A 22,577-nucleotide genomic window follows, 5' to 3' on the forward strand; every position below is an offset into this window, starting at 1 on the left:
GTGGAAAGCTCGTTAAGTAGATTTGCGCCTGATCCGCTTATCTCCATGACGGCTAGCCCCTGCGTCTCATGTCGTGCGCAAGGCCTGACGCATGCGCGCACCCGATCACATGCCGGAAATGTCCGAAAACCGCTTGCATGAACCCGGGCATCCAGGAAACTCCGCCAAACCGGTGTGTGGCCCCCGGTTTGGCAAGAAGATTTTTTTGACAGCTGTCCGCGAACAAGGAATCTATCGGTCGTGTGTCAGGCCTCTCGATGTGGCCCTATCAGGCACAGACCGGGATGCAGTTCGAAGAACAGTGGCCACATCGGTTCACAGAGCTTTGTGCTTGAGCGCCGGGACTGGTTTGCCCCATTCTGAACATTGAAATCCTTTCCACACCGCAGCTCCGTCAGTCGATCTTTCTGCCAAGGCTTTGGCCCTAGGCATAGCCGCATTGCCTTTCGAGAAAGGCAGCGGATCACGCCATTCTGAATTCTGCGCCCTAGTCCTCATTGCCCGAATGATGCGCGCCATCTTATTGGCGAGCGCGACAGCAGCCACTATTCGAGGCTTTCTGCCCAGAATGCTTCCCAACCAGTTGTCCGGCTTGAGCACGATCCAGTGGATCAGGCTCATGGCTCCGACGATGAGTAGCTTTCGGATATCGATTTGCCCCATCTTGCTGACAACACCCAGTCGGGTCTTGCCTCCCGTGGAGTGCTACCTTGGGCACACGGCCAAGCCAAGTAGCGAAATTCCGGCCGCTCTTAAATGCGCAAAGATCTAGCGCGAATGAGAGGATCGCGCGGGCGGTCACGGGTCCCACATCGGAAGCGGTTCAAAGTCGACGCATATCTTCATTGCCTTGGTTGCGTCTCGAAGCTTCAGAATCAGCCCGTCGATCTTCTCGGGTAGCAGCCTGATCTGGGTCGAGGTAAAGCTGACCAATCTCTCACACTCCGGCAGGGAGGTCATTGGTCTCATGGGCCAAAAATGCCCACTACAGCCATGAGATTGGCTGGTCCTTGAGCAACGATAATCCCGAATTCGCTGCGGTCCCCGAGCAATGCATTGATGAAAGAATGCGCTGGGGCACGAAGCACTGGAGCGTTCGAAACGCCACCGCACGCGCCTGATGCTTAGCCTTTTAACCTCGACGTAATGCATGTTCGGTCGCTGTGCAGCCTCCGCCATCGCTGCTGCATCGGCTGCGTCGCTCTTGTGACGTTTAACAAACGGCTTCACGTAGACCGGCGGAATCACCCATACATTATTGCCACAGCGTTGAGCAAAGCGGCCCCAGAAATGACTGGTAGCACGGCCTCCATCGCGACGATGCAAGGCGACTGCTCACTCAAAAGCTGCTGCAATCGAGCACGCGAAAGCATCCGGTTGAATAGAGCCGCCCCGCCGCAATCCGTTCCACAGACTTGGAAGCTGCGCTTCGCGAGGTCGATCGCAAGGATTTGGACCTGTGTCATCTGCCTTTCCTTCGTGAGCGCCATCATGGCGCTGGACAGGCATCATACTCCGATGCCGGCCGGCGGGGGCATCCGCTCCGTCTCAACTCACGTGCGGATCTTTGTCACGCCGAATGCGAGATACAGCGACGGCGTCAATTTCGGGAGCAAGAAGGTCGTGTTTCTCAGCAAAGCCGGTGAACAGGGCGCGCGCTGTCTCTGCTTCAATTTCACCGCGCAACGCGGCTCTACACGCCTTTAGCGCGACCGAGTGCGCTGCGTCCCTTGACGAAACAGGCCATTCAACGAGAATTTTATAGGCGTCCAGCACACCGAGAACTTGCGTCGGAAAGCCTAGGCCGACAAGAATTGAAACGGGCTGCTTGAACATATCGGGTTTCATTCACTCTCTCCTTCCTCAACCCGGAATATTAATCGGCGCCATAACAACGATGGCGTGCTCGAGCGTAATGCGAATCAAGTTGCCACTGCTCTTTAATTCGCACCAAGACCAGCCCTGTCTTCAGCAGCTGGCGGCCACTGATTTGGTTTTGAGATCCCCGGATTCAAGGGCGCCGAATAAAAACCTCGTAGCGCAGTTAAGAAGCGAGCGCTGATCGCGAAGGAAAGATTATCCACTTCCGGCGCCCTTCCCGCCTTAAGTATCCTCGGTCAATTCTGCCACTTCTAGTATTCCAACAAGCTCTGCGACTTTTCCTGACGGCAACGATCGTCCCTCGTTGACCAACGCTTCGTCAGCATTACACCAGGCCCACGCTTCGGCGAGTTCGGCCGCTGACGCACCGGTTCGGTTGATTTCCGCAACAAGACTGGAGTCTACCGGACCGAGGACAGAAGTAATTTCATCCAGCGTCATTTAGTTACCTCCTGTATTTCGGGTGCTATCCCGATCATCCATCTCGCTATAAGATAGGCGGCGCGGTCACAGAAAAAAGTGTCACATTACGGTCGACAACCTCTTGAACAGGCAAATTGCCAAACTTAAATCGCAGTGGCCGGACGCCCATAGGGGTCTGGCCCCTCGGACGATGAATGCCATCGCTGACGGGAATAGAAACTTGTACCCATGTTGCTTCAAAAGGAGGATGTGGCTATGAGAACCACTATCGACTTCTCTCCACTGTTCCGGTCGAGCATCGGTTTCGACCGAATGTTGAACGCCATCGAGGCTGCAAGCCGTGTCGAAACGATCGACAACTGGCCGCCTTACGACATCGTCAAGTCCGGTGAGGACGAGTACCGCATTGCCATGGCAGTGGCAGGCTTCTCGCAGGAGGAGTTGACGATTACCCAAGAGCAAAACATGCTCTTCGTGTCGGGCCAGAAGGCAAATGCCGACGATGTTCAATATCTGCATCGTGGCATCGCCGGCCGGTCGTTCCAGCGCCGGTTCGAACTCGCCGATCACGCCGATCTCGTCAACGGTCTGCTGACTATCGATCTCAAGCGCGAAATCCCTGAAGCGATGAAACCGCGCCAGATCGCGATTTCGACCGACATGGCTCTGCCGAAGGTCGAGACGAAGCAGATCCCGGCCGACAAGCAGGCGGCATAAGCTCCAACGACAGCACAGTCGGCAAACACAGCGCCGGGCATATCGTCCGGTGCCTCTAGAGAAGCTTTGCCAATCGAACCAACAGAAAGGAGAAAACCATGAGTGTTCGTGATCTGATTCCCTGGGGCCGTAACAATAATCAGGTGCCCACTGCCCTGCGCGACGACGACCGGGATCCCTTCCTGTCGCTACATCGCGAGGTTAATCGCCTGTTCGACGACGTCTTCCGCAGCTTTGGCTCCGGCCTGCCCGCCTTCGGGAGCGGTTCTGTCGGTGCCGGCTGGCCGAGTGTAGAGATCTCCGATACCGACAAGGAAATAAAGGTGACCGCCGAGGTGCCTGGCCTTGAAGAGAAGGACATCGAAGTTCTGCTCAACGACGGGGTGCTGACGCTGAAGGGCGAGAAGCGCTCAGAAAACGAAGACAAGGATCGCCAGTTCACCGAGCGTTATTACGGCCGCTTCGAGCGCCGCATCCCGGTCGGCGTCGAGGTGAAGGATGATCAGGTCGATGCCCGCTTCAAGAACGGCGTGCTGACCGTGACCTTGCCGAAGACGGAGAAGGCGCAGTCGCAGGTCAAGCGCATCGCCATCAAGAGCTAATCGAGTAACCCACCTGGCGGCCGGCCCAATGGCGGCCGCCAGTATCCTCCGCCAACAGGGAGGGATAAAGGATGGAGACTGCAAGAGACACGAAACCAGGACTCAAAACCCCGGATGCCACGGTCCGCGCCACGAACGACAATCGGCGCAGCCTTGCCTTCGGACGCTCGCTGTTTCCCCACGACGCGGTCGCGCGGATCTTCAAGCCGTCACGATCGGTGACAACATCGGGTAAAGCGCGGACGAAAGGATGGCGGCTTGTGTTCGAGCGCCGCAAAGCCCCATTCATTGAGCCTTTAATGGGCTATACCGGCAGCACCGATCCGTTGACGCAGGTAGAGTTGGAATTTCCGACGCTGCGATCCGCCATCCGCTATGCGCAGAGGCAGGGCTTGCCCTATGTCGTGCAGCGTTTGCCGAGCAGAGTCGCGTCTGCGGGAAAACATACAATTCGCCACCGGACGAACCAGTCATCCCATGTTTTCTCCGATGCGACATTGGAGCGGCTGGGTCTTGCTCGACTACAGGAAAGTTACGGACAGGCCATGGATGGCGCGGCAAATCGTAACGATGCCTCCGGCCCAGCCAACTGGTCCGCACCGATGGACGTCGTTCGCGATCCGGCGCTATCGCTCGTGGCGAAGCGCTCGATCCTGATGAACTGGGCTTGGACGGAATACCTGATCGACCAGGCGACCAACGAAGGCATGCCGGAGAACAGGCGTCCGTCGCGCCTTAACGAGGTCGAGCAGGCCCTGCTTGCGCTCGAACGAGACGTCGAGAGCACACAGGATCTTACGACTGCTAATTGGAAAGCTGCATGAGGTGCGTCCATGGACCCACATGTCGTTTTCGATTGCCAGGAGATTGTACCCAACAGGTTTGTGCTGACAATAGTCGCAGCCGCCCGCGCCCGTGCCCTTAACCGCGGTGCAGAGGCGAGGGTCGATCTGCCGGATTCTGGCGTCCAAGATCTTGCGCTGCGTGAGGTCGCCAAGGGCGCATTCAGTCGAGACGAACTGGCGCCATTCCTGCCCGCCTTGACGTCACCGGCACGTCTGACGGCTTCCGATCCAACAGCAACCGAGCTTCGTGGCGACGGCGCGGCAAGCGCTGCCGCCGCACCCCGCTCCTCTGCACAGGAGACGGTTCACTGATGACGCAACCAACCGATAAGGAGAAATGAACGATGCTGAAGTCCCTAAATTCGAATTGCCGGACGGCTTTCGATATCGTCAATATCGTTGCCGGTCTTGGCCTTCTGGTCTCGCCCTGGTTCCTTGGCTTCGCCACTGAGACCTATGCCGCCTGGAACGCCTGGATCGTCGGTGCGGCCATCGCCGTGATCGCCGCTGCGGCGCTCTATGCCTTCTATGAGGCGGAGGAATGGGGCAACCTGGCGCTCGGCATTTGGACCGTAGTGGCGCCATGGGTTCTCGGCTTCTCGGCCGTGACGACCGCAACGGGGGTCCATATCGTAGCCGGTCTTGTTGTCGCGGTGCTTGCCGCTGGCAACATCTGGTTCAGCCATAACCACCCGCTCTCGACCGCCTGATCGATTGGAAGCGGGTCCGGATGTTCGGACCCGCTTCTTTTTCACGTCCTTCGTGCGTCATGCCGGAGGGAGATAAATCGTTTGATTCAAGGAGCAACCGATGTTCGATCTCGTCCCGCGGCTTCGCATCATCGCGATTTCGGCAACTGTCGCCGCCGGAGCCGCTTTCTTCACCACAAGCCCGCTGCCTGCGCAGATGACAGTCCCGGTGTCTTCGTCCACCCGCCTGCCGACATTGGCACCGATGCTGGAACAGGTCACCCCTGCCGTCGTCAACATCGCGGTCGTCTCCCGAGCACCGGCGCAAGACAATCCTCTCTACAGCGACCCCAACTTCCGAAAGTTCTTCAATCTACCCGAGCAACAACAGCAGGCGAGGATGAGCGCCGGCTCCGGTGTCATCATCGATACCAACAAAGGGTATGTGCTGACCAATCACCACGTCGTTGACGGCGGTTCAAAAATCTCGGTGACGCTCAAGGATGGCCGACAGCTCCCGGCAAAACTGGTCGGCAGCGATAAGGAGACTGACATCGCGCTGCTCCAGATCAATGCTAACAACCTGACGGCCATTCAGATCGGAGACTCTGATGCCCTCAAGGTCGGAGACTATGTCGTCGCCATCGGCAATCCCTTTGGACTTGGCCAGACGGTTACGTCCGGCATCGTGAGCGCGCTCGGTCGGAGCGGGCTCAATATCGAAGGCTATGAGGATTTCATCCAGACCGATGCATCGATCAACCCCGGCAATTCCGGAGGGGCGCTCGTGACGCTCGACGGCAAGCTGATCGGGATCAACACCGCGATTATTAGTCCAGCCGGCGCCAATGTTGGCATCGGCTTCGCGGTCCCCAGCAACATGGCGCTGTCGGTGATGAACCAGCTGGCGGACCATGGCGAGGTGCGCCGCGGCCGACTCGGCATCGGCATCCAGGACCTGACGCCCGACGTGGCTGAGGCGCTGAAGCTCGGCGAATTGCGCGGCGCGCTGATCGCCGGCGTCGAAGCCGGCTCCCCGGCCGCGATGGCCGGATTGAGGACAGGCGACGTGGTTACGGCGATCGACAACCGCCCCGTCCACGGCGCAACAGATCTCAGGAACCGGATTGGCCTCACCCCGGTCGGAACCAGGGTCAACGTGACGGTAAAGCGAAGCGATGGCGAGCGGGTGATCGCTGTGAAGATCACAGCGGAAGAGCGGTCGTCAACTGACCTTTCCGGTACGCCCCTCGACGGCGCCAGAGTGCGGGACATGTCTGCCAAAGAGGCTCGCCAGGCCGGTGTTGCAGGCGTTTTGATCGAAGGTGTCACATCGGGCAGCATGGCGGCCCGCAACGGATTGCAGGCCGGTGACATTATCGTGGCGGCCAATCGCTCGCCGGTCTCTTCGACGGCCGATTTGCGCACGGCGCTTGCCGACAAGCCGGCGATCCTCGCGCTCGAACTGATCCGCGATGGCTCCCCTCTTCTTCTCGTCGTCCGTTAAGTCAGGGGGACAGCGACCATGGAAACCAACAGGAAAACACAGTTCAACATCTGGTACTGGATCATTGCATTTCTCGCGGTGATGGCGATCCAGTATATCTATGTCGCGACCCAACAGGTGGCGCAGATTCCCTACAGCCAGTTCGAGACCTTGCTGAGGGATGGCAAGATCGCCGAGGTACAGGTTTCCGACCGGTTTATCCAGGGCCGCTTCACCGAGCCGCAGGACGGCACGCCGATGTTCGTCACGACGCGCGTCGAGCCTGACCTTGCACAGCAACTGCAGCAATACAACGTCGTGGTGACAGGGCAAATAGAGAGCACGTTCCTCCGCGATCTTCTGTCATGGATCATACCACTCGCCCTTTTCGTCTGGATGTTCATGATCAGGCGCATGGACGGTGGACTCGGCGGCGAGCGCCTTCCGACGGGCGCCGCGGACGATCTCGTCAAGGTCACCAACATCGGACGCGCGATCGTCCCGATATGGCATGACCGGGAAGCTGGGGCATGTTGCGCTGGAGAAGGAAACGATCGATGAACACCGACTGCGGAGCTTCGTCAGCGCCAAAGCCAGCTGAGTAAAGGATAGCGACCAACCGTTATATAAAGTCCGAGATTATCCGATCACGAACAGGGTGATGCGGCAACGCGTTGCCCTCCAAAAGGGAAACCGGACCCCTTACATTATGAGCTTGGAATTCATCGCAGCATTTGCCTGTGACAGGAGACATGTATGAGTAAAGATCCATACGAGCTTCTGGGCCTGAAACGGAATGCGTCGCAAAAGGAGATCCAGAACGCATTCCGCAAGCTGGCCAAGAAGTTGCACCCGGACCTGAATCCCGGGGATAAAAATGCCGAGGCGAGGTTCAAGGAGATTGCCGCGGCCTACGAGCTTTTGAGCGATGACGAGAAGCGCGCCCGCTTCGACCGCGGCGAGATCGATATGACGGGGCCCGAACAGGCGTCCCGCAACTTCTATCGAGATTACGCCTCGGCGAGCGATCCTGGAGCCCCCTACCACAATGGTGGCGGTTTTGCCGATTTTGGCGACGCAGACGATATATTTGCGAGCTTTTTCTCGCGCCGCGCCGCAGGCAGCGGCGGGACACCGTTTCGCGCGCCGGGACGGGACCGTCATTTTTCGATGGAAATCGATTTTCTTGAGGCGGTGAATGGAACGAAAACTCAGGTCCATCTGCCTGATGGGCCCGCACTCGACGTGCAGATTCCTCCGGGGACGCGTGATGGCCAAACGCTTCGGCTGCGTGGCAAGGGGGAACCCGGCTTTGGAGGCGGTCCCTCCGGCGACGCGCTGATCGAGATCAAGGTTCGGCCGCACAGATTCTTCACCCGAGACGGTAACGACATCCGCCTCGAACTGCCAATCACGCTTGGCGAGGCTGTGCTTGGCGGCAAGGTCCGCGTACCGACGCCCTCCGGCCCAATCGACCTGATGCTGCCACCCAATTCGAGCAGCGGCAAGGTCTTGCGCATCAAGGGTAAGGGTGTGCCGCGCGCAAATGCCGGTGCTGGCGACATCTACGTGACCTTGAAGATCGTATTGCCGGACCGCCCGGACGAAGAGCTGGCCAGCTTCGTAAAACGCTGGACGCCCGGGACAACACAGAATCCGAGAAAGAGCATGGAGGGCTGATCATGGACGATCATGAGTTCCGTTATCGCCTCAAAATCGAGGTGAGCGAGCTGGAATTATGGCTACGGGAAGGCTGGATTGCGCCGCGGATCGACGGGGACCAGCGCCGTTTTCAGGACGCCGATGTTGCCCGCGCGCGCCTGATTCTCGATCTAACGCGAGACATGGGGGTCAACCGAGCGGGCATTGACATCGTCATGGATCTTGTTGACCAACTCCATAGTCTCCGCCGCGTGACGCGTGACATCCTCCAGGCCATTGGTAAAGAGGATCGCGCGGTACAGCGCCGGTTGCTCACCGCGTTGGATGAACTCCCAAAGAGTCGCCTCTGATTGAAGCGACTCTTTGGATTTTAAAAGGTTTCGCTCGCCAATACCGCTTCTAAAAGTCTCACTGAGGCGACACACTATCTAATGGACGGAATGGCTGACCAAGCGGTGGGGATGCGCAGCATTAAACTGCGAAATCATGGCCGTCGCCTGAAGCAACACGCGCTCGGCGTTTTTGACATCGTCGCGGGCCAACTCATCGGCATTGACGCGGATCGCCTGCGCCATGTTGGCCGACAGCGCGGCAAAGTGGCGGTTGCCCTCGACATAGGCCTCGTGTGCGGTCCCCTCCAGGATACGCGCGACATCGACAAAGACCTCTTCGCGTTCCTCAATGCTGAGGTCTTTGATTATCTTGATCTTCTCTTCCATTCTTAATCTCACTCCGTAAAGACGTGCGATGCTATCCGAGCTCATTGAGCCTCGGCCACGACACGAGCTAGGAAAAGAAAAATCCGGATTCAAGACCTCTCAGTGCAACTTGAACTCACCTTCGACACGGCGCCATTCGTTGGGTCCAATCAGGCGCTGATGGGTATAGCGTACGGAATGCAGGGGGCCATCGAGGGTGGTCTGCCAGTAGTCCAGGAACTTGTGCATCTCCGGAAAATCGGGCACCAGATCGTAGTCCTGCCAGACATAGGTCTGCAGCACGGATTCGAAATCGGGAATGCGGTAGAGGATGTGCGCAGTGGTCAGGCCGTAGCCATTCAGTTGCCGTTCGAGATCGGATGAGAATTGCATGCTTCATCTCCGTTTCATGACATTATGAAATGTGGCGTAAAATTTTTTTGCCATCAACGGATTTTTCAACGCCAGGCCCACTTTGTCTTTCCTTTCCAGCGTGTTAGCAGCAGTTTTGTGTGAGTGCTATTTTTTCTTTTCTCACTCTTGAAATCGAAAAATCGTGAAACCAGATTTTCTCGCGCAAAACGCTCGATTGAGGTTTTGCACTCGCCCGGACTGGTCATCCGGTCCGGCCAGGGGGAACAACGTCATCATTGTTTGTCCATTGGAGGAAAACATGTCGTTCCGACCGCTACATGATCGCATTCTCGTCCGCCGGGTCGAATCCGAAGAAAAGACCAAGGGCGGCATCATCATTCCCGACACCGCTAAGGAAAAGCCGCAGGAAGGCGAGGTCATCGCCGTTGGTCCCGGCGCGCGCAATGAGTCCGGACAGATCCAGGCGCTCGACGTCAAGGTAGGCGATCGCATCCTGTTCGGCAAATGGTCAGGCACCGAGATCAAGATCAATGGCGAAGACCTGCTGACCATGAAGGAAAGCGATGTCATGGGCATCATCGAAGCCCAGGCCGAGCAGAAAAAGGCCGCCTGAGGCGATACCAGTCCATCCAACCCATCAGTCAGATAGCTGCCTATTGAGGAGTTAAAGAAATGGCTGCGAAAGAAGTCAAGTTCCACACCGATGCCCGTGAACGCATGCTGCGTGGGGTCGATGTGCTCGCCAATGCCGTGAAGGTCACCCTCGGCCCCAAAGGTCGTAACGTCGTGATCGACAAGTCCTTCGGCGCGCCGCGCATCACCAAGGACGGTGTCTCGGTAGCCAAGGAAATCGAACTGGAAGACAAGTTCGAGAACATGGGCGCGCAGATGCTGCGCGAAGTTGCCTCCAAGACCAATGATCTGGCTGGGGACGGTACGACCACCGCGACGGTTCTTGCCCAGGCCATCGTCAAGGAGGGTGCCAAGGCGGTCGCCTCTGGAATGAACCCGATGGACCTGAAACGCGGAATCGATCTTGCCGTTGACGCTGTCGTCAAGGAACTGAAGACCAAGGCCCGCAAGATCACCAGCAATTCCGAAATTGCTCAGGTCGGCACAATCTCCGCCAACGGAGATACGGAGATCGGCCGTTATCTTGCCGAGGCGATGGAGAAGGTCGGCAACGAAGGCGTCATCACCGTTGAAGAAGCCAAGACAGCTGAAACCGAACTCGAAGTCGTCGAAGGCATGCAGTTCGACCGCGGCTATCTCAGCCCCTATTTTGTGACCAATGCCGACAAGATGCGCGTGGAGTTCGAGGATCCCTATATCCTCATTCACGAAAAGAAGCTCTCGAATCTGCAGTCCATGCTGCCAGTTCTCGAAGCCGTGGTACAGTCCGGCAAGCCGCTGGTCATCATCGCTGAAGACGTCGAAGGCGAAGCTCTCGCAACGCTCGTCGTCAACAAGCTGCGTGGCGGCCTCAAGATCGCTGCCGTCAAGGCTCCGGGCTTCGGTGACCGCCGCAAGGCCATGCTGGAAGATATCGCCATCCTGACGGGAGGTACCGTCATCTCCGAAGACCTCGGCATCAAGCTGGAAAACGTCACCCTGAATATGCTTGGCCGCGCCAAGAAGGTGGCGATCGAGAAGGAAAACACCACCATCATCGATGGTGTCGGCTCCAAGGCTGAGATCGACGGACGCGTCGCTCAGATCCGTGCGCAGATCGAGGAGACGACCTCCGATTACGACCGTGAGAAGCTGCAGGAACGTCTTGCCAAGCTTGCCGGCGGTGTCGCCGTCATCCGCGTCGGCGGTTCGACCGAAGTCGAGGTGAAAGAGAAGAAGGACCGCGTCGATGACGCGCTGCACGCCACGCGCGCGGCTGTAGAGGAAGGAATCCTGCCGGGCGGCGGCGTGGCGCTGCTCCGCGCCGTCAAGGCACTCGACAATCTCACAACCGCCAACCAGGACCAGAAGGTCGGCGTCGAAATCGTCCGCCGCGCGATCGAAGCGCCGGTGCGCCAGATTGCCGAGAATGCCGGCGCCGAAGGTTCGGTGATCGTCGGCAAGCTGCGCGAGAATACCGACTTCTCCTACGGCTGGAACGCCCAGACCGGCGAATATGGCGACCTCTATGCCCAGGGCGTGATCGATCCGGCCAAGGTCGTGCGCACAGCGCTCCAGGATGCCGCTTCAGTCGCGGGCCTGCTGGTCACGACCGAGGCTATGATCGCCGAGAAGCCGAAGAAGGAAGCCGTACCGGCCATCCCCGCGGGCGCTGGCATGGACTTCTAAGGCGAAGGAGCCCGCGCCTTCCGCCAGGCGCGGGCCTCATAAGCACGCATCGAACCAAGTTCCATCGGTCAAGATCAATGGAGCCAAGCCATGAGAAAGGAAAGCATCAGCAATTCGATACCGGAGGAAGCTACGGCCGCGATCAGCGCCGAACATCTGCTTCATCCGGCCAAGCACTTTGGTCATCCCCGTGACGTTCTTGCCGCGGACGATATCGGCATAGACGAGAAGCGCGCCATTCTTGCATCATGGGCATCCGACATCTTTGCCATCGAATCCATTCCGGCCCTTCGCCTTTATCCTGGCACGGATAAGGCCGTCTCCTATGACGAGATCATCGAAGCGCTAAAGACGTTGGACCAACCTGATCGGCAACCCGAAGATCAGGGCGCAGTCAATTCCCTACATTCACAGAGGCCGTCGTCGCTGGTCGCGATCGCGCCGGTTTGGTAGCCTTGGCCTGTATAGCTATCGGAAAGGAGACCGCTGCTGAAAGCTCTTCAAGGTCTGGTCACCGTTACGAACGGTCCGCATCTCCTTTAGCCGACATGTGAATGATTTTTTGCCGACCACTCTTTGCTCATTTGCGGAGGTTTTGCCGATGAAGATCGCCCAGATCGCACCACTCGCCGAAAGTGTTCCGCCCAAGCTCTATGGGGGAACCGAGCGCATTGTTTCCTATCTCACCGAAGAACTTGTCGCCCAGGGCCATGACGTCACGCTTTTTGCTAGCGGCGATTCCGTCAGCGACGCCAGGCTGGTGGCGTGCTCGGACGTAGCCCTCAGGCTCAACCCGGATGTCAGGGATCACCTGCCGCATCAGGCCGTGATGCTGGAGGAGATCCGACGGCGGGCGCACGAATTCGATGTGCTTCACTTCCATATCGATCTCCTGCATTTCCCGCTGATCCGGGACTTCGCCGACCGCACCGTCACGACGCTGCATGGCCGACTCGACCTGCCTGACCTCAAGCCGTTCTACAAGGCTTTCCCCGACATTCCGCTGGTTTCGATCTCGAACGACCAGCGCCGCCCGATGCCACCGGTGAACTGGACAGGAACGGTCTATCATGGCATGCCCACCAATCTCCTTCCGTTCACGGAAAAGCCGAAGGGTAACTACCTTGCCTTCCTGGGGCGGATATCGCCGGAAAAGCGGCCGGACCGGGCCATCGAGATCGCCGCCAGGGTCGGCATGCCGCTGAAGATCGCCGCCAAGATCGACAATGCCGACAAGGCCTATTGGGAGACTGTGATCCAGCCGATGGTCAAGAGCCATCCGAATGTCGAATTCATCGGCGAGATCAACGAGCACCAGAAAGCCGACTTCCTCGGCAATGCCGGCGCCTTGCTGTTCCCCATAGACTGGCCGGAGCCGTTCGGACTGGTCATGATTGAAGCCATGGCATGCGGTACGCCCGTCATCGCGTTCGGAAGCGGTTCGGTGCCTGAAGTCATCGACAATGGTGCATCGGGGATCGTCGTCGACAGCGTCACGGAAGCGGCCGAGAACGTCGAATGGGCGCTCAGGATGGATCGAAAGAAAGTTCGTGCGACCTTCGAAAAGCGATTCAGCGCCGAACGGATGGCGCGGGATTATCTCGGCATCTATCGCAACCTCCCGGGCGTCCGTATGAACGCAGCCCCGCTGCGCCGCGCCAATGGTCAAGGCCTGGACCTCCAAGTCGTGGCATAGGAGGGAGTGCATGTCGACCGCATCTGTGGATAGCCAGCCATCTGTCGGATCCGGAGATCCAGCCGCGCCGGTGGCACAGTTCTTCATCCCGGCGGCCGCCTCGCTGCAGGAGCGACGGCCGCGCACCCTTAAGCATGGCGATACCTTTGCCGTCTTCGACCACAATGGTGATGCGCTTTCCGGGCCAGGGAGCCCGGAAGGCTTGTTTCACCGGGACACGCGTTATCTCTCGCATCTCTACCTGACCATCAACGGTAAGCGGCCGATGCTGTTGTCGTCGACGCTGCGCGACGACAATGCGACGCTCACCTGCGATCTCACCAACCCCGATCTGTTCGACGAGAGGGGCAAGCTCATACTCGGGCATGATCTCATCCATCTGCGCAGGTCCCGCTTCCTGTGGAATGCCCGTTGCTATGAACGGCTGGCCATCCGGAACTACGACGATCGGCAACAACACATTCGCATCGAGATCGCATTCGGCGCGGACTTCGCCGATCTGTTCGAGGTCCGGGGAACCGCGAGAGCTAAAAGAGGGCATGCTCTTCCTTCCGTGGTGGAGCAGGGTTCGGTCGTATTGTCCTATATCGGACTTGATGAGCGGAAACGATCGACGTCGCTGTTGTTCAATCCCTGCCCCGATAAAATTTGTAACGATCTCGTCGTCTATGACCTCGTCCTCGCCCCTCGCGAAGCGCGGTCGTTCTTCATAGAGATTGCGTGTGACCAGACAGTCGCCGACCAATCGAGCCATCGCTCCTTCTTCCAGGCCCTGCGGGATGCCCGCCGCGCGTTGCGTGCCTCGTCCTCGCGCGCGACATCAATCGTGACATCCAACGAGATATTCAACGAAGTCGCGCGCCGCGGCATCTCCGACCTCTACATGCTGATGACCGACAAGCCGGAGGGTCCATATCCCTATGCCGGCATTCCGTGGTTTAGCACCGTCTTTGGCCGCGATGCCATCATCACTGCTCTGGAGACTCTCTGGCTTGATCCGCACATCGCGCGCGGTGTGCTCGGACATTTGGCGGCCAACCAGGCGACGGAGGTCGATCCGGCTGCCGACGCCGAGCCTGGTAAAATCCTGCACGAAGTACGCTATGGCGAGATGGCTGAACTCGGCGAGGTTCCCTTCCGCCGCTATTACGGCAGCATCGACTCCACCCCGCTTTTCGTCATGCTGGCTGGCGAATATCTCAAACGAACCGGCGATCTTCCAACGATCCAGCGGCTCCTGCCCAATGTCGAGGCGGCGTTGACCTGGATCGATGAATACGGCGATCGTGATGGCGACGGCTTCATTGAATATGGGCGGCTGACGGAAGAAGGGCTGATCAACCAGGCCTGGAAGGATAGCCACGATTCCGTCTTCCATATCGACGGTACATTGGCGAGGGGACCAATTGCGATCGCCGAGGTCCAGGCATATGTCTACGGCGCCTGGGAGGCGGCGGCGGAAATCTTCCGGCAACTTGGCCAGCCGGAACGCACGGCAAAATTCCTTGGTCGGGCGGAAGGTCTGCGCCGCGCGTTCGATACCGCCTTTTTCGATGAGGAAATTGGTACATTTGTGCTAGCCCTCGACGGAGAAAAGCGCCCTTGCAGGGTACGCTCCTCCAACGCTGGGCACGCACTGTTGACCGGCATCGCCTATCCCGAAAGAGCCGCGCAGGTTACCCGCACATTGATGAGCGCTTCGTCCTTCTGCGGATGGGGCATCCGCACTGTCTCGTCGACCGAGGCGCGCTACAATCCCATGAGCTATCATAACGGCTCGATCTGGCCACATGATAATGCTCTGATCGCCAGGGGGCTTGCGCGTTATGGCTATCGGGCTGAAGCGGCACGGATCTTCGAGGGCCTGTTTGCAGCTTCGACCTATATCGACCTGCGCCGCCTTCCAGAACTCTTTTGCGGATTGCCGCGTCAGCGCGCCCAGGGGCCGACCTTCTATCCGGTCGCATGTTCCCCGCAGGCTTGGGCAACCGCAGCGCCACTTCTCCTGTTGCAATCCTGCCTCGGTCTCGACTTCGATCCGAATGCCTTGCATATCAGCTTCAATGAGCCGCAATTGCCGTCTTTTCTCGACGAGGTTACCCTGCGCCGCCTGCAGATCGGCAATGGCACCGCCGATGTCACCGTTCGCCGGTCCGGCGGACATGTTGTCGTTGATGTCGTCGATCGACGAGGCGATCTTCTGGTAATCACTAAATTGTAGACGAGGCAGCATCTTAATGGCGGGATGGTGGAGCGCCATACTTGTTCCGGTTACTCTGGGTTTAAAACCAGCAGTGGACGACTGCGCAAAACGGGCGGTAGGCCACTTAACCGATCTGGCGCCTCACAAGCGGGGCTGGTCGTGAGCGTCCGGCGAAAGCGTTTTCGGGTGTGGAGAGATGGAAGCTATGAGCCGCGTTTCATTTCATCGGCCATGACGTGGTCGATTATTTCAGGATCGCAGTCTGTGTCGCTGAGAAACTTGCGGATACCGCCACCCCCACGTCCTGATGTTGGCAAGTAGGCTTTGAAAGTCTTGGATGTCATTCCCGGTCAGACCCTTCGTGCCATCTTCAGTGCCATCGCTGACGTAAACCAGTTCGCCCTCGGAGATGTTGTCCGGGTTTGCGGTTACTTCTTCGATCAGTTCGAGGTTTTCGCCGATCATCCCGGCGACTTGCCTGAGCGTATAGATGAACCTCAAGCGGGCCATCACGCGGCCTCGTGTCGAGCGTTTGCTGGTGTCCAAACCCACGGCACCAGGTATTCAATTCGATCTTTGGGATGATCCTGCATCGGGTCAGAACAGCTGTTAGGTAGACCTCCGGATAATGGCCTTGCAGTTTGACCGTCTCGATGATTGTCAGAATGTTGGCAATGCGCCAATTCCGAGCGGTCTCGGCTATATTGTTGTCGATTTCAACACGGCCATCGCCGATGTAAGCGCTCAACGCAGCCCACCGCAAGAGAGCATATCGCATCGCCTCGGCCAGCCCCTGCTTCTGTGGCAAAGTCGAGAGTGTTGCCTCGTTTCAGGCGTTGAGTTCGTCCAGAACGGGCCGGGCATGGTGTTGACGAAGAGTGCGCTGCTCGTCAGCCGACATGCCGCAGATACGGTTCTCGAAATCGTAGAGCGCTCCGATGCGCGACAATGCTTCCTCAGCGTTCGGGGAAGGCTTCAGCTTGATCACGTCATGGAATTTGCGGCGCACATGCGCCATGTAGGCGGCCTCAACCATCTGGTTGCCGTTTCTTGTAGCCCCCCCATAGCCATCGGGATGCATGACGCCGCTGAAGCTTGCCAGGTGGTCAGCCGGCGCGCCCTTGCGGTCAGGGCTGTGGCAATAGGCGATGGCTGCTGGAGTGGCGGATTGATAGCCACTGCCGTCGAAGACATACACCCAGACCCGACCAGTCTTTGTATTCTCCATCCGGGATCGAGAACATCGACCGGGGTATCCTCTGTATGTATTCGGTCGAGTGCTGCGATATGGCCCCGGATCAACAGCAAGATTGGTGTCAGCAATGCGGATACGCGGCCGACCCAGTCGGCCATCACAGATCTGGAGACGTCTATCCCCAATCGGACGTACATCTCGGACAAGGCGATAGGGGGATGTGATCGTCGAATTTGGCGATCATGATATGGGCGAGCAGTCCTGGACCGGGTTTGCCGCGCTCGATCGGCAAAGTCGGCATCTCGCCAGCCACCGTCGTATCGCATTCCCTGCAGATCATACGGTTTTCGACATCGCGGACGATCTTGACCGACGCCGGCACGTGTTCCAGCACCTGAATCACTTGTCGGGCGCCTTCAGGACGGGGTGCCCCCGCAGGTCGGGCAATTACAGGGAGCCGCATAGATCAGATCTTCGGTGGCGAGATCATCGGGCAATGGTTTGCGCTTCGGCTTGTCCGTGGCGTCATCCAACTTCGGCATAGGTGTTTTCCCAGAGCGCAGTTCAGCCTCGGCACGGGACGCCTCAATCTCCTTTAGCATCAGTTGGAACTGCTCCATCTTCCGGTCGATCTTTTCCGAAGAGGCGCGATGCTACCGATGTCGGAGGAGCTCCAGTTGCGCGCGAAGAAGCCCGATTATGGAGTCCCGCTTGATGACCTCGGCTTCCGGCTCTCAAATATCGCCGTCTGTTCGGCGCTCAGTGCGCGCAAAGCAACGGAGCTCGTCCTGACTATCCAGCGGCGCTGTTTCCGCACCGCAAAATCTAGCGGATTTGCCTCTGACGAGCGGACGTCCATGCCGGGCGGCGCCAATCAATCCCTCAACCAGCATGAAAAACTGGGCTGCGTCAGGTGCGGGACGCCCTCTTTCGCCGGCGGCCAGGGAAAGCATGTACGCTCCAAAATCTTGTAGAACAGGCAGAAACCCTAGCCGTCCCACCAGAGAAGCTTGATCCGGTCAGCGCGTTTTCTGCGGAAGCCGAAGATTGCGCTCGAGTCCGGCGCCTCCTTCACGCCCGTCTCGACCAGCGCGGACAGACCATCAAACCACGCCGCATATCGGTCAATCCGCAGGCCAAAAGACCCGCACATTCCCTGACGGCCCAATCATGCCGCCTCCACGCAAGCAAGCAGCGGGCCGAGCAGCTTCAACTCGACGTCTATCGGCACCTTCAGACCCCGACTGTTTCGCAGCAATATCTCGACGATCGCCGGCCTCGTTACCGTGGTAGACGCCTGACTTACGCCCACCTCCTCCATGATTTACGCTGGAAGGAACACCGTGGGTTGATCCACATAGTTGAACGACTTCCGCCACAAGCGGATCTGGCCAGGATGAACGTCATGCCGGCGAGCCACCTCACCAATGCGAGCACCCGGCTCATCAGCTTCCGCCAGTATCCTCAGCTTCGCCTCGTCCGACCAGCGCCGCCTGCGCTCGGTACCGGACATGATCTCCATGCGAGCCATGAAACATCTTTTTTCTGGTATTAATGTCAGCACTAATGCTAGTTCGAATGCCAGAACATCGCCTGATTTGCCCAATCAACAAAAACAGCTCACCGGACGCTCACGACTGGTCTACGGATTAGGCGCAACATCAACGGTGTGAGCCTGCCCGACGAAGACAGACAGCCCGTCACGATCCATGGCGGTGCCTATGCCCGCTTTGACAGCGGCGACGCGAACCGTGTGGCCGCGCTCGCGGGCCTTGGGATCGCGCTTCTGCCTTCATTCATCGTTGAAAAAGACATCGCACTTGGCAATCTGTTGGACATAATGCCAGAGACCGCAACGAATGAAGTCGCCATCCATGCAATTTATCCAGCAGGCGTCACCTTTCGATCCGCACCCGCCGTTTCATAGAGGGGCTGAGGCTTTCTTTCAGTTAGGCCGCGCCATACCGCTCAATTTGGCTCATTCACGTTCATGGTCAGGGATAGACCCGCCATAAGGATGATGAATGCGCCAAACCCCAGCACAGTATGGAAAACGCCGATGTGGCCTGCGGCATATCCGGCTATCATCGCCAGAAGCGCGTTCGGCAGATAACTGGCAATATAGAACGATGAGATCAGGCCTGCACGTTCTTCCGGCCTTGCCCGCGCCACCAAACCGCGCAATATGCCAAGGAACCCGGCGCCAAAGCCGATGCCAGTCGGCAGTGAACCAAGCAGAAGCAAGACAGGGCTGTGAAATAGCGTACCGAGCAGGACGATCCCGGTTCCGGCAATAATCGCCAGCGCCGCCCAGTTGCGCGCCGTTGTTGCTGAATGATGGCGGAACAGCATGACGGCACCCGCACCCGCCAGAGTCAGAATTCCGACCGCAGCACCGCTCAGCCACGCCATTGACGGTACCGCTGCCATTTCGTGCAAAAGTCCGGGCAACAGCGACAGGAACAGCGCGCCCAATCCCCAGACAGCAACATTCAGCGGGATGATGCGGAGAAACATGGCTCGCACCTCGGTCGGAATCTCGACCTTTGGACGCAGGGATAAGCCTTTGCTGATTCCGTTCTGGAAAGTCTCCGCTGAAAGCAAGGTGCGCAGTATTTGGATCAGGGAAAGCCCCAAGGTCAGCGCATAGACCAGCCGCAAGGGCAACGGCGCGAACTGGACCAGAACACCTGCCCCGATCGCGCCTAATGCCATGCCGACCATAGGCGCCAGACTGTTGATCACCGCGCCTGTCTTGTGATCGACATCCAGAAGCGCTGCCGCAACCGCCGTGGTCGCAATGCCGGTGGCAAAGCCCTGAACCAGTCGCGCCGCTACCAGCCAGCTTCCGCTGTCAGCAACGAGGAACATGACAAGGGCAACACATTCCACCGCGAGCGCCGCGACAATCACGGGCCGCCGCCCGAAATGGTTGGACAGAGTCCCCAGAAACAACAGCGAGACCAGCAGCGCCCCGACATAGGCCGCAAAAATCACGCTGATCAGAAAGGTCGAGATGCCCCAGCTTGCCTGATAAAGCGGAAAGAGCGGCGTCGTCATGCTCGATGCCGCGAAAAACAGAATGATGGTGAAGCCGTGCAGAGCAAGGGCGAATGATCTCTCCGCCCTGCCCCGCATCTCGTTACAAAGGGTGGCCATGTCAGCGATTCCATGCTAAAAGCGAATTTGTTGCGTTTGTAGCGCAAATTGACCACTAAAGCAAATTATTTGCGTTAGTGGCGTTTGATGCGTCACGCCATACCGTGGAAAACCTTGAATTGTCCTTGAGAGATCAAACAGATACAGCCCCTGCCCCAATCAGCCGACCGGGAGGCCGCGCGGCGCGGATACAGGCCGCCGTTCTGGAAGCCGTGGAAACACTGCGGCAGGAAAAGGCCGCATCCGAGATCACCGTGCCTATGATCGCGGCCCGCGCAGGCATCACGCCCTCGACCATCTACCGCCGTTGGGGTGATCTTTCACAATTGCTGGCCGATGTCGCGGTGCGGCAGCTTCAGGCTGATGCTCTGCCGCCGGATAGCGGTGACTGGCAAAGCGACCTTGGCCTTTGGCTTGAACAATTCGTCGATGAAATGAGTTCCGGCCCCGGACGCGAATTGCTGCGCGAAGCGCTGGCCGGAAGCTCGACCGAACGTGCGGGCCAATGCACGGAATGTATCCTGCGCAACCTCGCCAGCATCATTGCTCGCGGTGTCCGGCAAGGCGCAATCCCGCCCGACGCGGAAACCTTGCTCGATCGGGTCGTGGCACCGGTGATCTACCGGATATTGTTCACGACAACGCCTCCCACCACGCAATATGCCGCAGGACTGCTGCGGCAGTGCTTGGATGGAGAGATAGACTGATTTCGCTGCCCGCCTGAATCTTTCGGTCAATGGGTAGCCGCTACGGCTTCCAGTTGCGCAGGCGCCATAAGCGCGAATGCGGAGCGCATGTCGCGCGCCTCTTCTCCGGGACTGCGACCGAAAAGCCGTTTGAACTCGCGGTTGAACTGTGACGCGCTTTCATAGCCGACCCGTGCCGCAGCGCCCGCAGCCGTTACATCGTCACGGATCATCATTAGGCGCGCCTGATGCAGGCGAACCGACTTTATGTATTGCATGGGTGAAGTTGCTGTAACCGCCTTGAAATGGGCATGGAAGGCGGGAGTGCTCAGGCCCGCTTCATTTGCCAGCGAGCCCACATCGAGCTGCTGCACGTAATCGCTATGAATGCGCCGCAGAACACGCGCGATGCGGCCGAAATTGCCATGGCTTGCCAAGGCGGCCCGGATCGCACCGCCCTGCCCGCCCACCAGAACGCGGAAACACAATTCCCGCACGATGGCAGGCCCCAGCACCCTTGCTTCCAGCGGCGAACACAAGGCGCGCAGCAGGCGCACTGTCGTATCGGCCAGTGTGGCATCCAGCGGCGTGGAGATGATGCCGAGAGGCGGGCTTGCCGGACTGGTGGCCTGTCGATCGACCTCGATGATGAGATCAGCCACGGCGGTCATGTCGAGACGAACGGAGACAGCCAGCAAAGGCTCTTCGGGGCTGGCTTCCGTCTCTGTCGAGAAAGGCAGCGGGACGGAAAGCACCAGATAATGCTGTGCATCGTAATGATAGACCTGATTGGCCAAATAGCCGCGTTTGTGCCCCTGACAGACGATTACGATGCTGGGCTCATACAGCACCGGCGTGCGGCCCAGCGGGTGATCCGCCCGCATCAGGCGAACGCCATCGAGCAACGATTTCGTATGCCCCTCATGCGGAGCAAGCTGCCGGATCAGCGACGCCATCTCGTCTTGCCGCGAGGTATCCGACTTGAATTCTCTCGTATTTATGTGCTGGTTATCCATACAAAATGGATACAATAAAACGCCTGTTATCCGCAATAGGCATCAAAATAAATAGTTTTAGGCAACAATGCAAGAGGCTTCGGTCTAGCTCGCTCCGCACCGCCTAACTAACTTCTTTCTCGTTCAAACACCCTCTGCGGTGCCGCATGCGACTGCCGCAGGAAAGGAGGAAAAAACATGGACATATCACCAGATGCAAAAGTTATTCTGTTGACTGGTGCCAACAGCGGCATTGGCGAAGCCACCGCCCGTCATCTGGCCCAACTGGGCCATCATCTCGTCATAGGTGCACGCCGCACCGAACGTCTTGCAATATTGCAGAAAGAATTGCGGGCCGAAGGCCGTCAGGTTGACACCGTGGAACTCGACGTCAAACGGCTTGAAGACCTTCAGAGCATGGTTGATTTCGCGTGCGAACGGCATGGGCAAATCGACGTGTTGATCAACAATGGCGGCGTCATGCCGCTTTCCCCTCTGGCGGCGCTGAAAGTCGATGAATGGAACCGCATGATCGACGTCAATATAAAGGGGGTCTTGCACGGCATTGCAGCCGTCCTGCCGGTCATGCAGGCAGAGGACAAAGGGCACATCATCAACATCGCTTCAATCGGCGCGCATGCAGTCTCGCCCACTTCCGCAGTCTATTGTGCAAGCAAGTTCGCGGTGCGCGCCATTTCAGATGGTCTGCGTCAGGAAACCGACCAGATTCGGGTGAGCGTCATCAGTCCCGGTGTCGTGCAATCTGAACTGGCGGATCACATCACCGATGATGAAACGGCGCGCGCCGCCATGCTGGAGTTTCGCCGCGTTGCCCTGCCCCCGCAGGCGGTGGCGCAGGCAATCGCCTATGCGATCTCGCAACCGGACGGCGTGGATGTCAGCGAAATTATCGTGCGCCCCACTGCCAGCCCCCATTGAGAGCGATAAGCCCCAATCGACAAGG

General features: G+C 58.4%; 26 protein-coding genes and 3 pseudogenes. 18 read left to right on the forward strand and 11 right to left on the reverse strand.

The features are described 5' to 3' along the window. Nucleotides 1–315: 315 nt before the first annotated feature. The 4 genes from EGT36_RS31205 to EGT36_RS27525 form a co-directional block, all read right to left on the reverse strand. On the reverse strand, nucleotides 316–621 hold the full coding sequence (locus EGT36_RS31205) for a hypothetical protein (RefSeq protein WP_286084356.1): 306 nt from the start codon (nucleotides 619–621) through the stop codon (nucleotides 316–318). 623 nt (nucleotides 622–1,244) lie between these two features. Further along, nucleotides 1,245–1,466: a hypothetical protein gene (locus EGT36_RS31210; protein WP_125271528.1), complete on the reverse strand. Its 222-nt coding sequence runs from the start codon at nucleotides 1,464–1,466 to the stop codon at nucleotides 1,245–1,247. Between the two features lie 82 nt (nucleotides 1,467–1,548). Then, nucleotides 1,549–1,848: a DUF982 domain-containing protein gene (locus EGT36_RS27520; protein WP_125271529.1), complete on the reverse strand. Its 300-nt coding sequence runs from the start codon at nucleotides 1,846–1,848 to the stop codon at nucleotides 1,549–1,551. Between the two features lie 255 nt (nucleotides 1,849–2,103). Next, nucleotides 2,104–2,322, reverse strand: a complete 219-nt coding sequence (locus EGT36_RS27525; RefSeq protein WP_125271530.1) for a hypothetical protein — start codon at nucleotides 2,320–2,322, stop codon at nucleotides 2,104–2,106. Between the two features lie 237 nt (nucleotides 2,323–2,559). Here EGT36_RS27525 and EGT36_RS27530 point away from each other — a divergent pair, with 237 nt between their 5' ends. The 9 genes from EGT36_RS27530 to EGT36_RS27570 all read left to right on the forward strand — a co-directional run bounded on the left by EGT36_RS27530 (nucleotide 2,560) and on the right by EGT36_RS27570 (nucleotide 8,655). Next, complete coding sequence (locus EGT36_RS27530; protein ID WP_125271531.1) at nucleotides 2,560–3,021, forward strand: Hsp20 family protein; 462 nt, start codon at nucleotides 2,560–2,562, stop codon at nucleotides 3,019–3,021. Between the two features lie 98 nt (nucleotides 3,022–3,119). Beyond that, on the forward strand, nucleotides 3,120–3,623 hold the full coding sequence (locus EGT36_RS27535; RefSeq protein ID WP_125271532.1) for an Hsp20/alpha crystallin family protein: 504 nt from the start codon (nucleotides 3,120–3,122) through the stop codon (nucleotides 3,621–3,623). A gap of 71 nt (nucleotides 3,624–3,694) precedes the next feature. Continuing rightward, nucleotides 3,695–4,447: an NADH dehydrogenase ubiquinone Fe-S protein 4 gene (locus EGT36_RS27540; protein WP_125271533.1), complete on the forward strand. Its 753-nt coding sequence runs from the start codon at nucleotides 3,695–3,697 to the stop codon at nucleotides 4,445–4,447. A gap of 9 nt (nucleotides 4,448–4,456) precedes the next feature. Then, nucleotides 4,457–4,780 (forward strand): DNA-directed RNA polymerase subunit omega, encoded by a 324-nt coding sequence (gene rpoZ, locus EGT36_RS27545; protein WP_125271534.1) that lies wholly within the window; start codon nucleotides 4,457–4,459, stop codon nucleotides 4,778–4,780. Between the two features lie 32 nt (nucleotides 4,781–4,812). Beyond that, nucleotides 4,813–5,178: an SPW repeat protein gene (locus EGT36_RS27550; RefSeq protein ID WP_125271535.1), complete on the forward strand. Its 366-nt coding sequence runs from the start codon at nucleotides 4,813–4,815 to the stop codon at nucleotides 5,176–5,178. Between the two features lie 100 nt (nucleotides 5,179–5,278). After that, a complete protein-coding gene (locus EGT36_RS27555) occupies nucleotides 5,279–6,664 on the forward strand; it encodes a DegQ family serine endoprotease (RefSeq protein WP_125271536.1) in 1,386 nt (461 codons plus the stop codon). 18 nt (nucleotides 6,665–6,682) lie between these two features. Continuing rightward, a complete protein-coding gene (locus tag EGT36_RS27560; RefSeq protein ID WP_125271537.1) occupies nucleotides 6,683–7,204 on the forward strand; it encodes an ATP-dependent metallopeptidase FtsH/Yme1/Tma family protein in 522 nt (173 codons plus the stop codon). Between the two features lie 195 nt (nucleotides 7,205–7,399). Next, nucleotides 7,400–8,323: a DnaJ C-terminal domain-containing protein gene (locus EGT36_RS27565; protein ID WP_125271538.1), complete on the forward strand. Its 924-nt coding sequence runs from the start codon at nucleotides 7,400–7,402 to the stop codon at nucleotides 8,321–8,323. A gap of 2 nt (nucleotides 8,324–8,325) precedes the next feature. Continuing rightward, nucleotides 8,326–8,655, forward strand: a complete 330-nt coding sequence (locus EGT36_RS27570; protein ID WP_125271539.1) for a chaperone modulator CbpM — start codon at nucleotides 8,326–8,328, stop codon at nucleotides 8,653–8,655. A 78-nt stretch (nucleotides 8,656–8,733) separates the two neighbouring features. Here the strand turns inward: EGT36_RS27570 and EGT36_RS27575 are convergent, their stop codons facing one another. Then, on the reverse strand, nucleotides 8,734–9,024 hold the full coding sequence (locus tag EGT36_RS27575) for a hypothetical protein (protein ID WP_125271540.1): 291 nt from the start codon (nucleotides 9,022–9,024) through the stop codon (nucleotides 8,734–8,736). Between the two features lie 99 nt (nucleotides 9,025–9,123). Then, on the reverse strand, nucleotides 9,124–9,396 hold the full coding sequence (locus tag EGT36_RS27580) for an usg protein (RefSeq protein WP_125271541.1): 273 nt from the start codon (nucleotides 9,394–9,396) through the stop codon (nucleotides 9,124–9,126). 280 nt (nucleotides 9,397–9,676) lie between these two features. Between EGT36_RS27580 and EGT36_RS27585 the strand changes: the two genes are divergently transcribed. From EGT36_RS27585 to EGT36_RS30695, 6 genes and pseudogenes are all read left to right on the forward strand, one after another. Further along, nucleotides 9,677–9,991, forward strand: a complete 315-nt coding sequence (locus tag EGT36_RS27585; protein WP_125271542.1) for a co-chaperone GroES — start codon at nucleotides 9,677–9,679, stop codon at nucleotides 9,989–9,991. A 59-nt stretch (nucleotides 9,992–10,050) separates the two neighbouring features. Continuing rightward, the gene (groL, locus tag EGT36_RS27590) at nucleotides 10,051–11,679 is read left to right on the forward strand and encodes a chaperonin GroEL (RefSeq protein ID WP_125271543.1); all 1,629 of its coding nucleotides are present in this window, start codon (nucleotides 10,051–10,053) and stop codon (nucleotides 11,677–11,679) included. Between the two features lie 90 nt (nucleotides 11,680–11,769). Next, nucleotides 11,770–12,172, forward strand: a pseudogene (locus tag EGT36_RS27595) (hypothetical protein). Between the two features lie 108 nt (nucleotides 12,173–12,280). Then, on the forward strand, nucleotides 12,281–13,375 hold the full coding sequence (locus EGT36_RS27600; protein WP_125271544.1) for a glycosyltransferase family 4 protein: 1,095 nt from the start codon (nucleotides 12,281–12,283) through the stop codon (nucleotides 13,373–13,375). A 10-nt stretch (nucleotides 13,376–13,385) separates the two neighbouring features. Beyond that, a complete protein-coding gene (locus EGT36_RS27605) occupies nucleotides 13,386–15,596 on the forward strand; it encodes an amylo-alpha-1,6-glucosidase (protein ID WP_125271545.1) in 2,211 nt (736 codons plus the stop codon). Between the two features lie 135 nt (nucleotides 15,597–15,731). Beyond that, nucleotides 15,732–15,906 (forward strand): annotated as a pseudogene (locus EGT36_RS30695) (IS5/IS1182 family transposase); the annotation flags it as partial. 181 nt (nucleotides 15,907–16,087) lie between these two features. Here EGT36_RS30695 and tnpC read toward each other — a convergent pair. The 3 genes and pseudogenes from tnpC to EGT36_RS27625 all read right to left on the reverse strand — a co-directional run bounded on the left by tnpC (nucleotide 16,088) and on the right by EGT36_RS27625 (nucleotide 18,304). Next, nucleotides 16,088–17,573 (reverse strand): annotated as a pseudogene (gene tnpC, locus EGT36_RS27615) (IS66 family transposase). A gap of 188 nt (nucleotides 17,574–17,761) precedes the next feature. Next, the gene (gene tnpB / locus EGT36_RS30850) at nucleotides 17,762–17,941 is read right to left on the reverse strand and encodes an IS66 family insertion sequence element accessory protein TnpB (RefSeq protein WP_210211243.1); all 180 of its coding nucleotides are present in this window, start codon (nucleotides 17,939–17,941) and stop codon (nucleotides 17,762–17,764) included. Between the two features lie 156 nt (nucleotides 17,942–18,097). Next, entirely contained in the window at nucleotides 18,098–18,304 is a 207-nt protein-coding gene (locus EGT36_RS27625; RefSeq protein WP_125271546.1) for a transposase, read from the reverse strand. Between the two features lie 138 nt (nucleotides 18,305–18,442). On the opposite strand from EGT36_RS27625, the gene EGT36_RS27630 reads away from it, so the two are divergent. Beyond that, nucleotides 18,443–18,700 (forward strand): type 2 periplasmic-binding domain-containing protein, encoded by a 258-nt coding sequence (locus tag EGT36_RS27630; protein ID WP_286084359.1) that lies wholly within the window; start codon nucleotides 18,443–18,445, stop codon nucleotides 18,698–18,700. A gap of 41 nt (nucleotides 18,701–18,741) precedes the next feature. On the opposite strand, the gene EGT36_RS27635 is transcribed toward EGT36_RS27630, so the two are convergent. Continuing rightward, nucleotides 18,742–19,932, reverse strand: coding sequence for an MFS transporter (locus EGT36_RS27635; RefSeq protein ID WP_125271547.1), 1,191 nt, complete (start codon nucleotides 19,930–19,932; stop codon nucleotides 18,742–18,744). 125 nt (nucleotides 19,933–20,057) lie between these two features. Here EGT36_RS27635 and EGT36_RS27640 point away from each other — a divergent pair, with 125 nt between their 5' ends. Next, entirely contained in the window at nucleotides 20,058–20,639 is a 582-nt protein-coding gene (locus EGT36_RS27640; protein ID WP_286084360.1) for a TetR/AcrR family transcriptional regulator, read from the forward strand. Between the two features lie 26 nt (nucleotides 20,640–20,665). Here the strand turns inward: EGT36_RS27640 and EGT36_RS27645 are convergent, their stop codons facing one another. Next, complete coding sequence (locus tag EGT36_RS27645; RefSeq protein ID WP_125271549.1) at nucleotides 20,666–21,574, reverse strand: AraC family transcriptional regulator; 909 nt, start codon at nucleotides 21,572–21,574, stop codon at nucleotides 20,666–20,668. A 237-nt stretch (nucleotides 21,575–21,811) separates the two neighbouring features. On the opposite strand from EGT36_RS27645, the gene EGT36_RS27650 reads away from it, so the two are divergent. Further along, nucleotides 21,812–22,552 carry an SDR family oxidoreductase gene (locus EGT36_RS27650; protein ID WP_125271550.1) on the forward strand — a complete coding sequence of 247 codons (741 nt, stop codon included), beginning with the start codon at nucleotides 21,812–21,814 and terminating at the stop codon, nucleotides 22,550–22,552. Nucleotides 22,553–22,577 lie beyond the last annotated feature (25 nt).

It is taken from the genome of Agrobacterium sp. FDAARGOS_525, assembly GCF_003938925.1.
GTDB classification, from domain to species: Bacteria; Pseudomonadota; Alphaproteobacteria; order Rhizobiales; family Rhizobiaceae; genus Agrobacterium; species Agrobacterium pusense.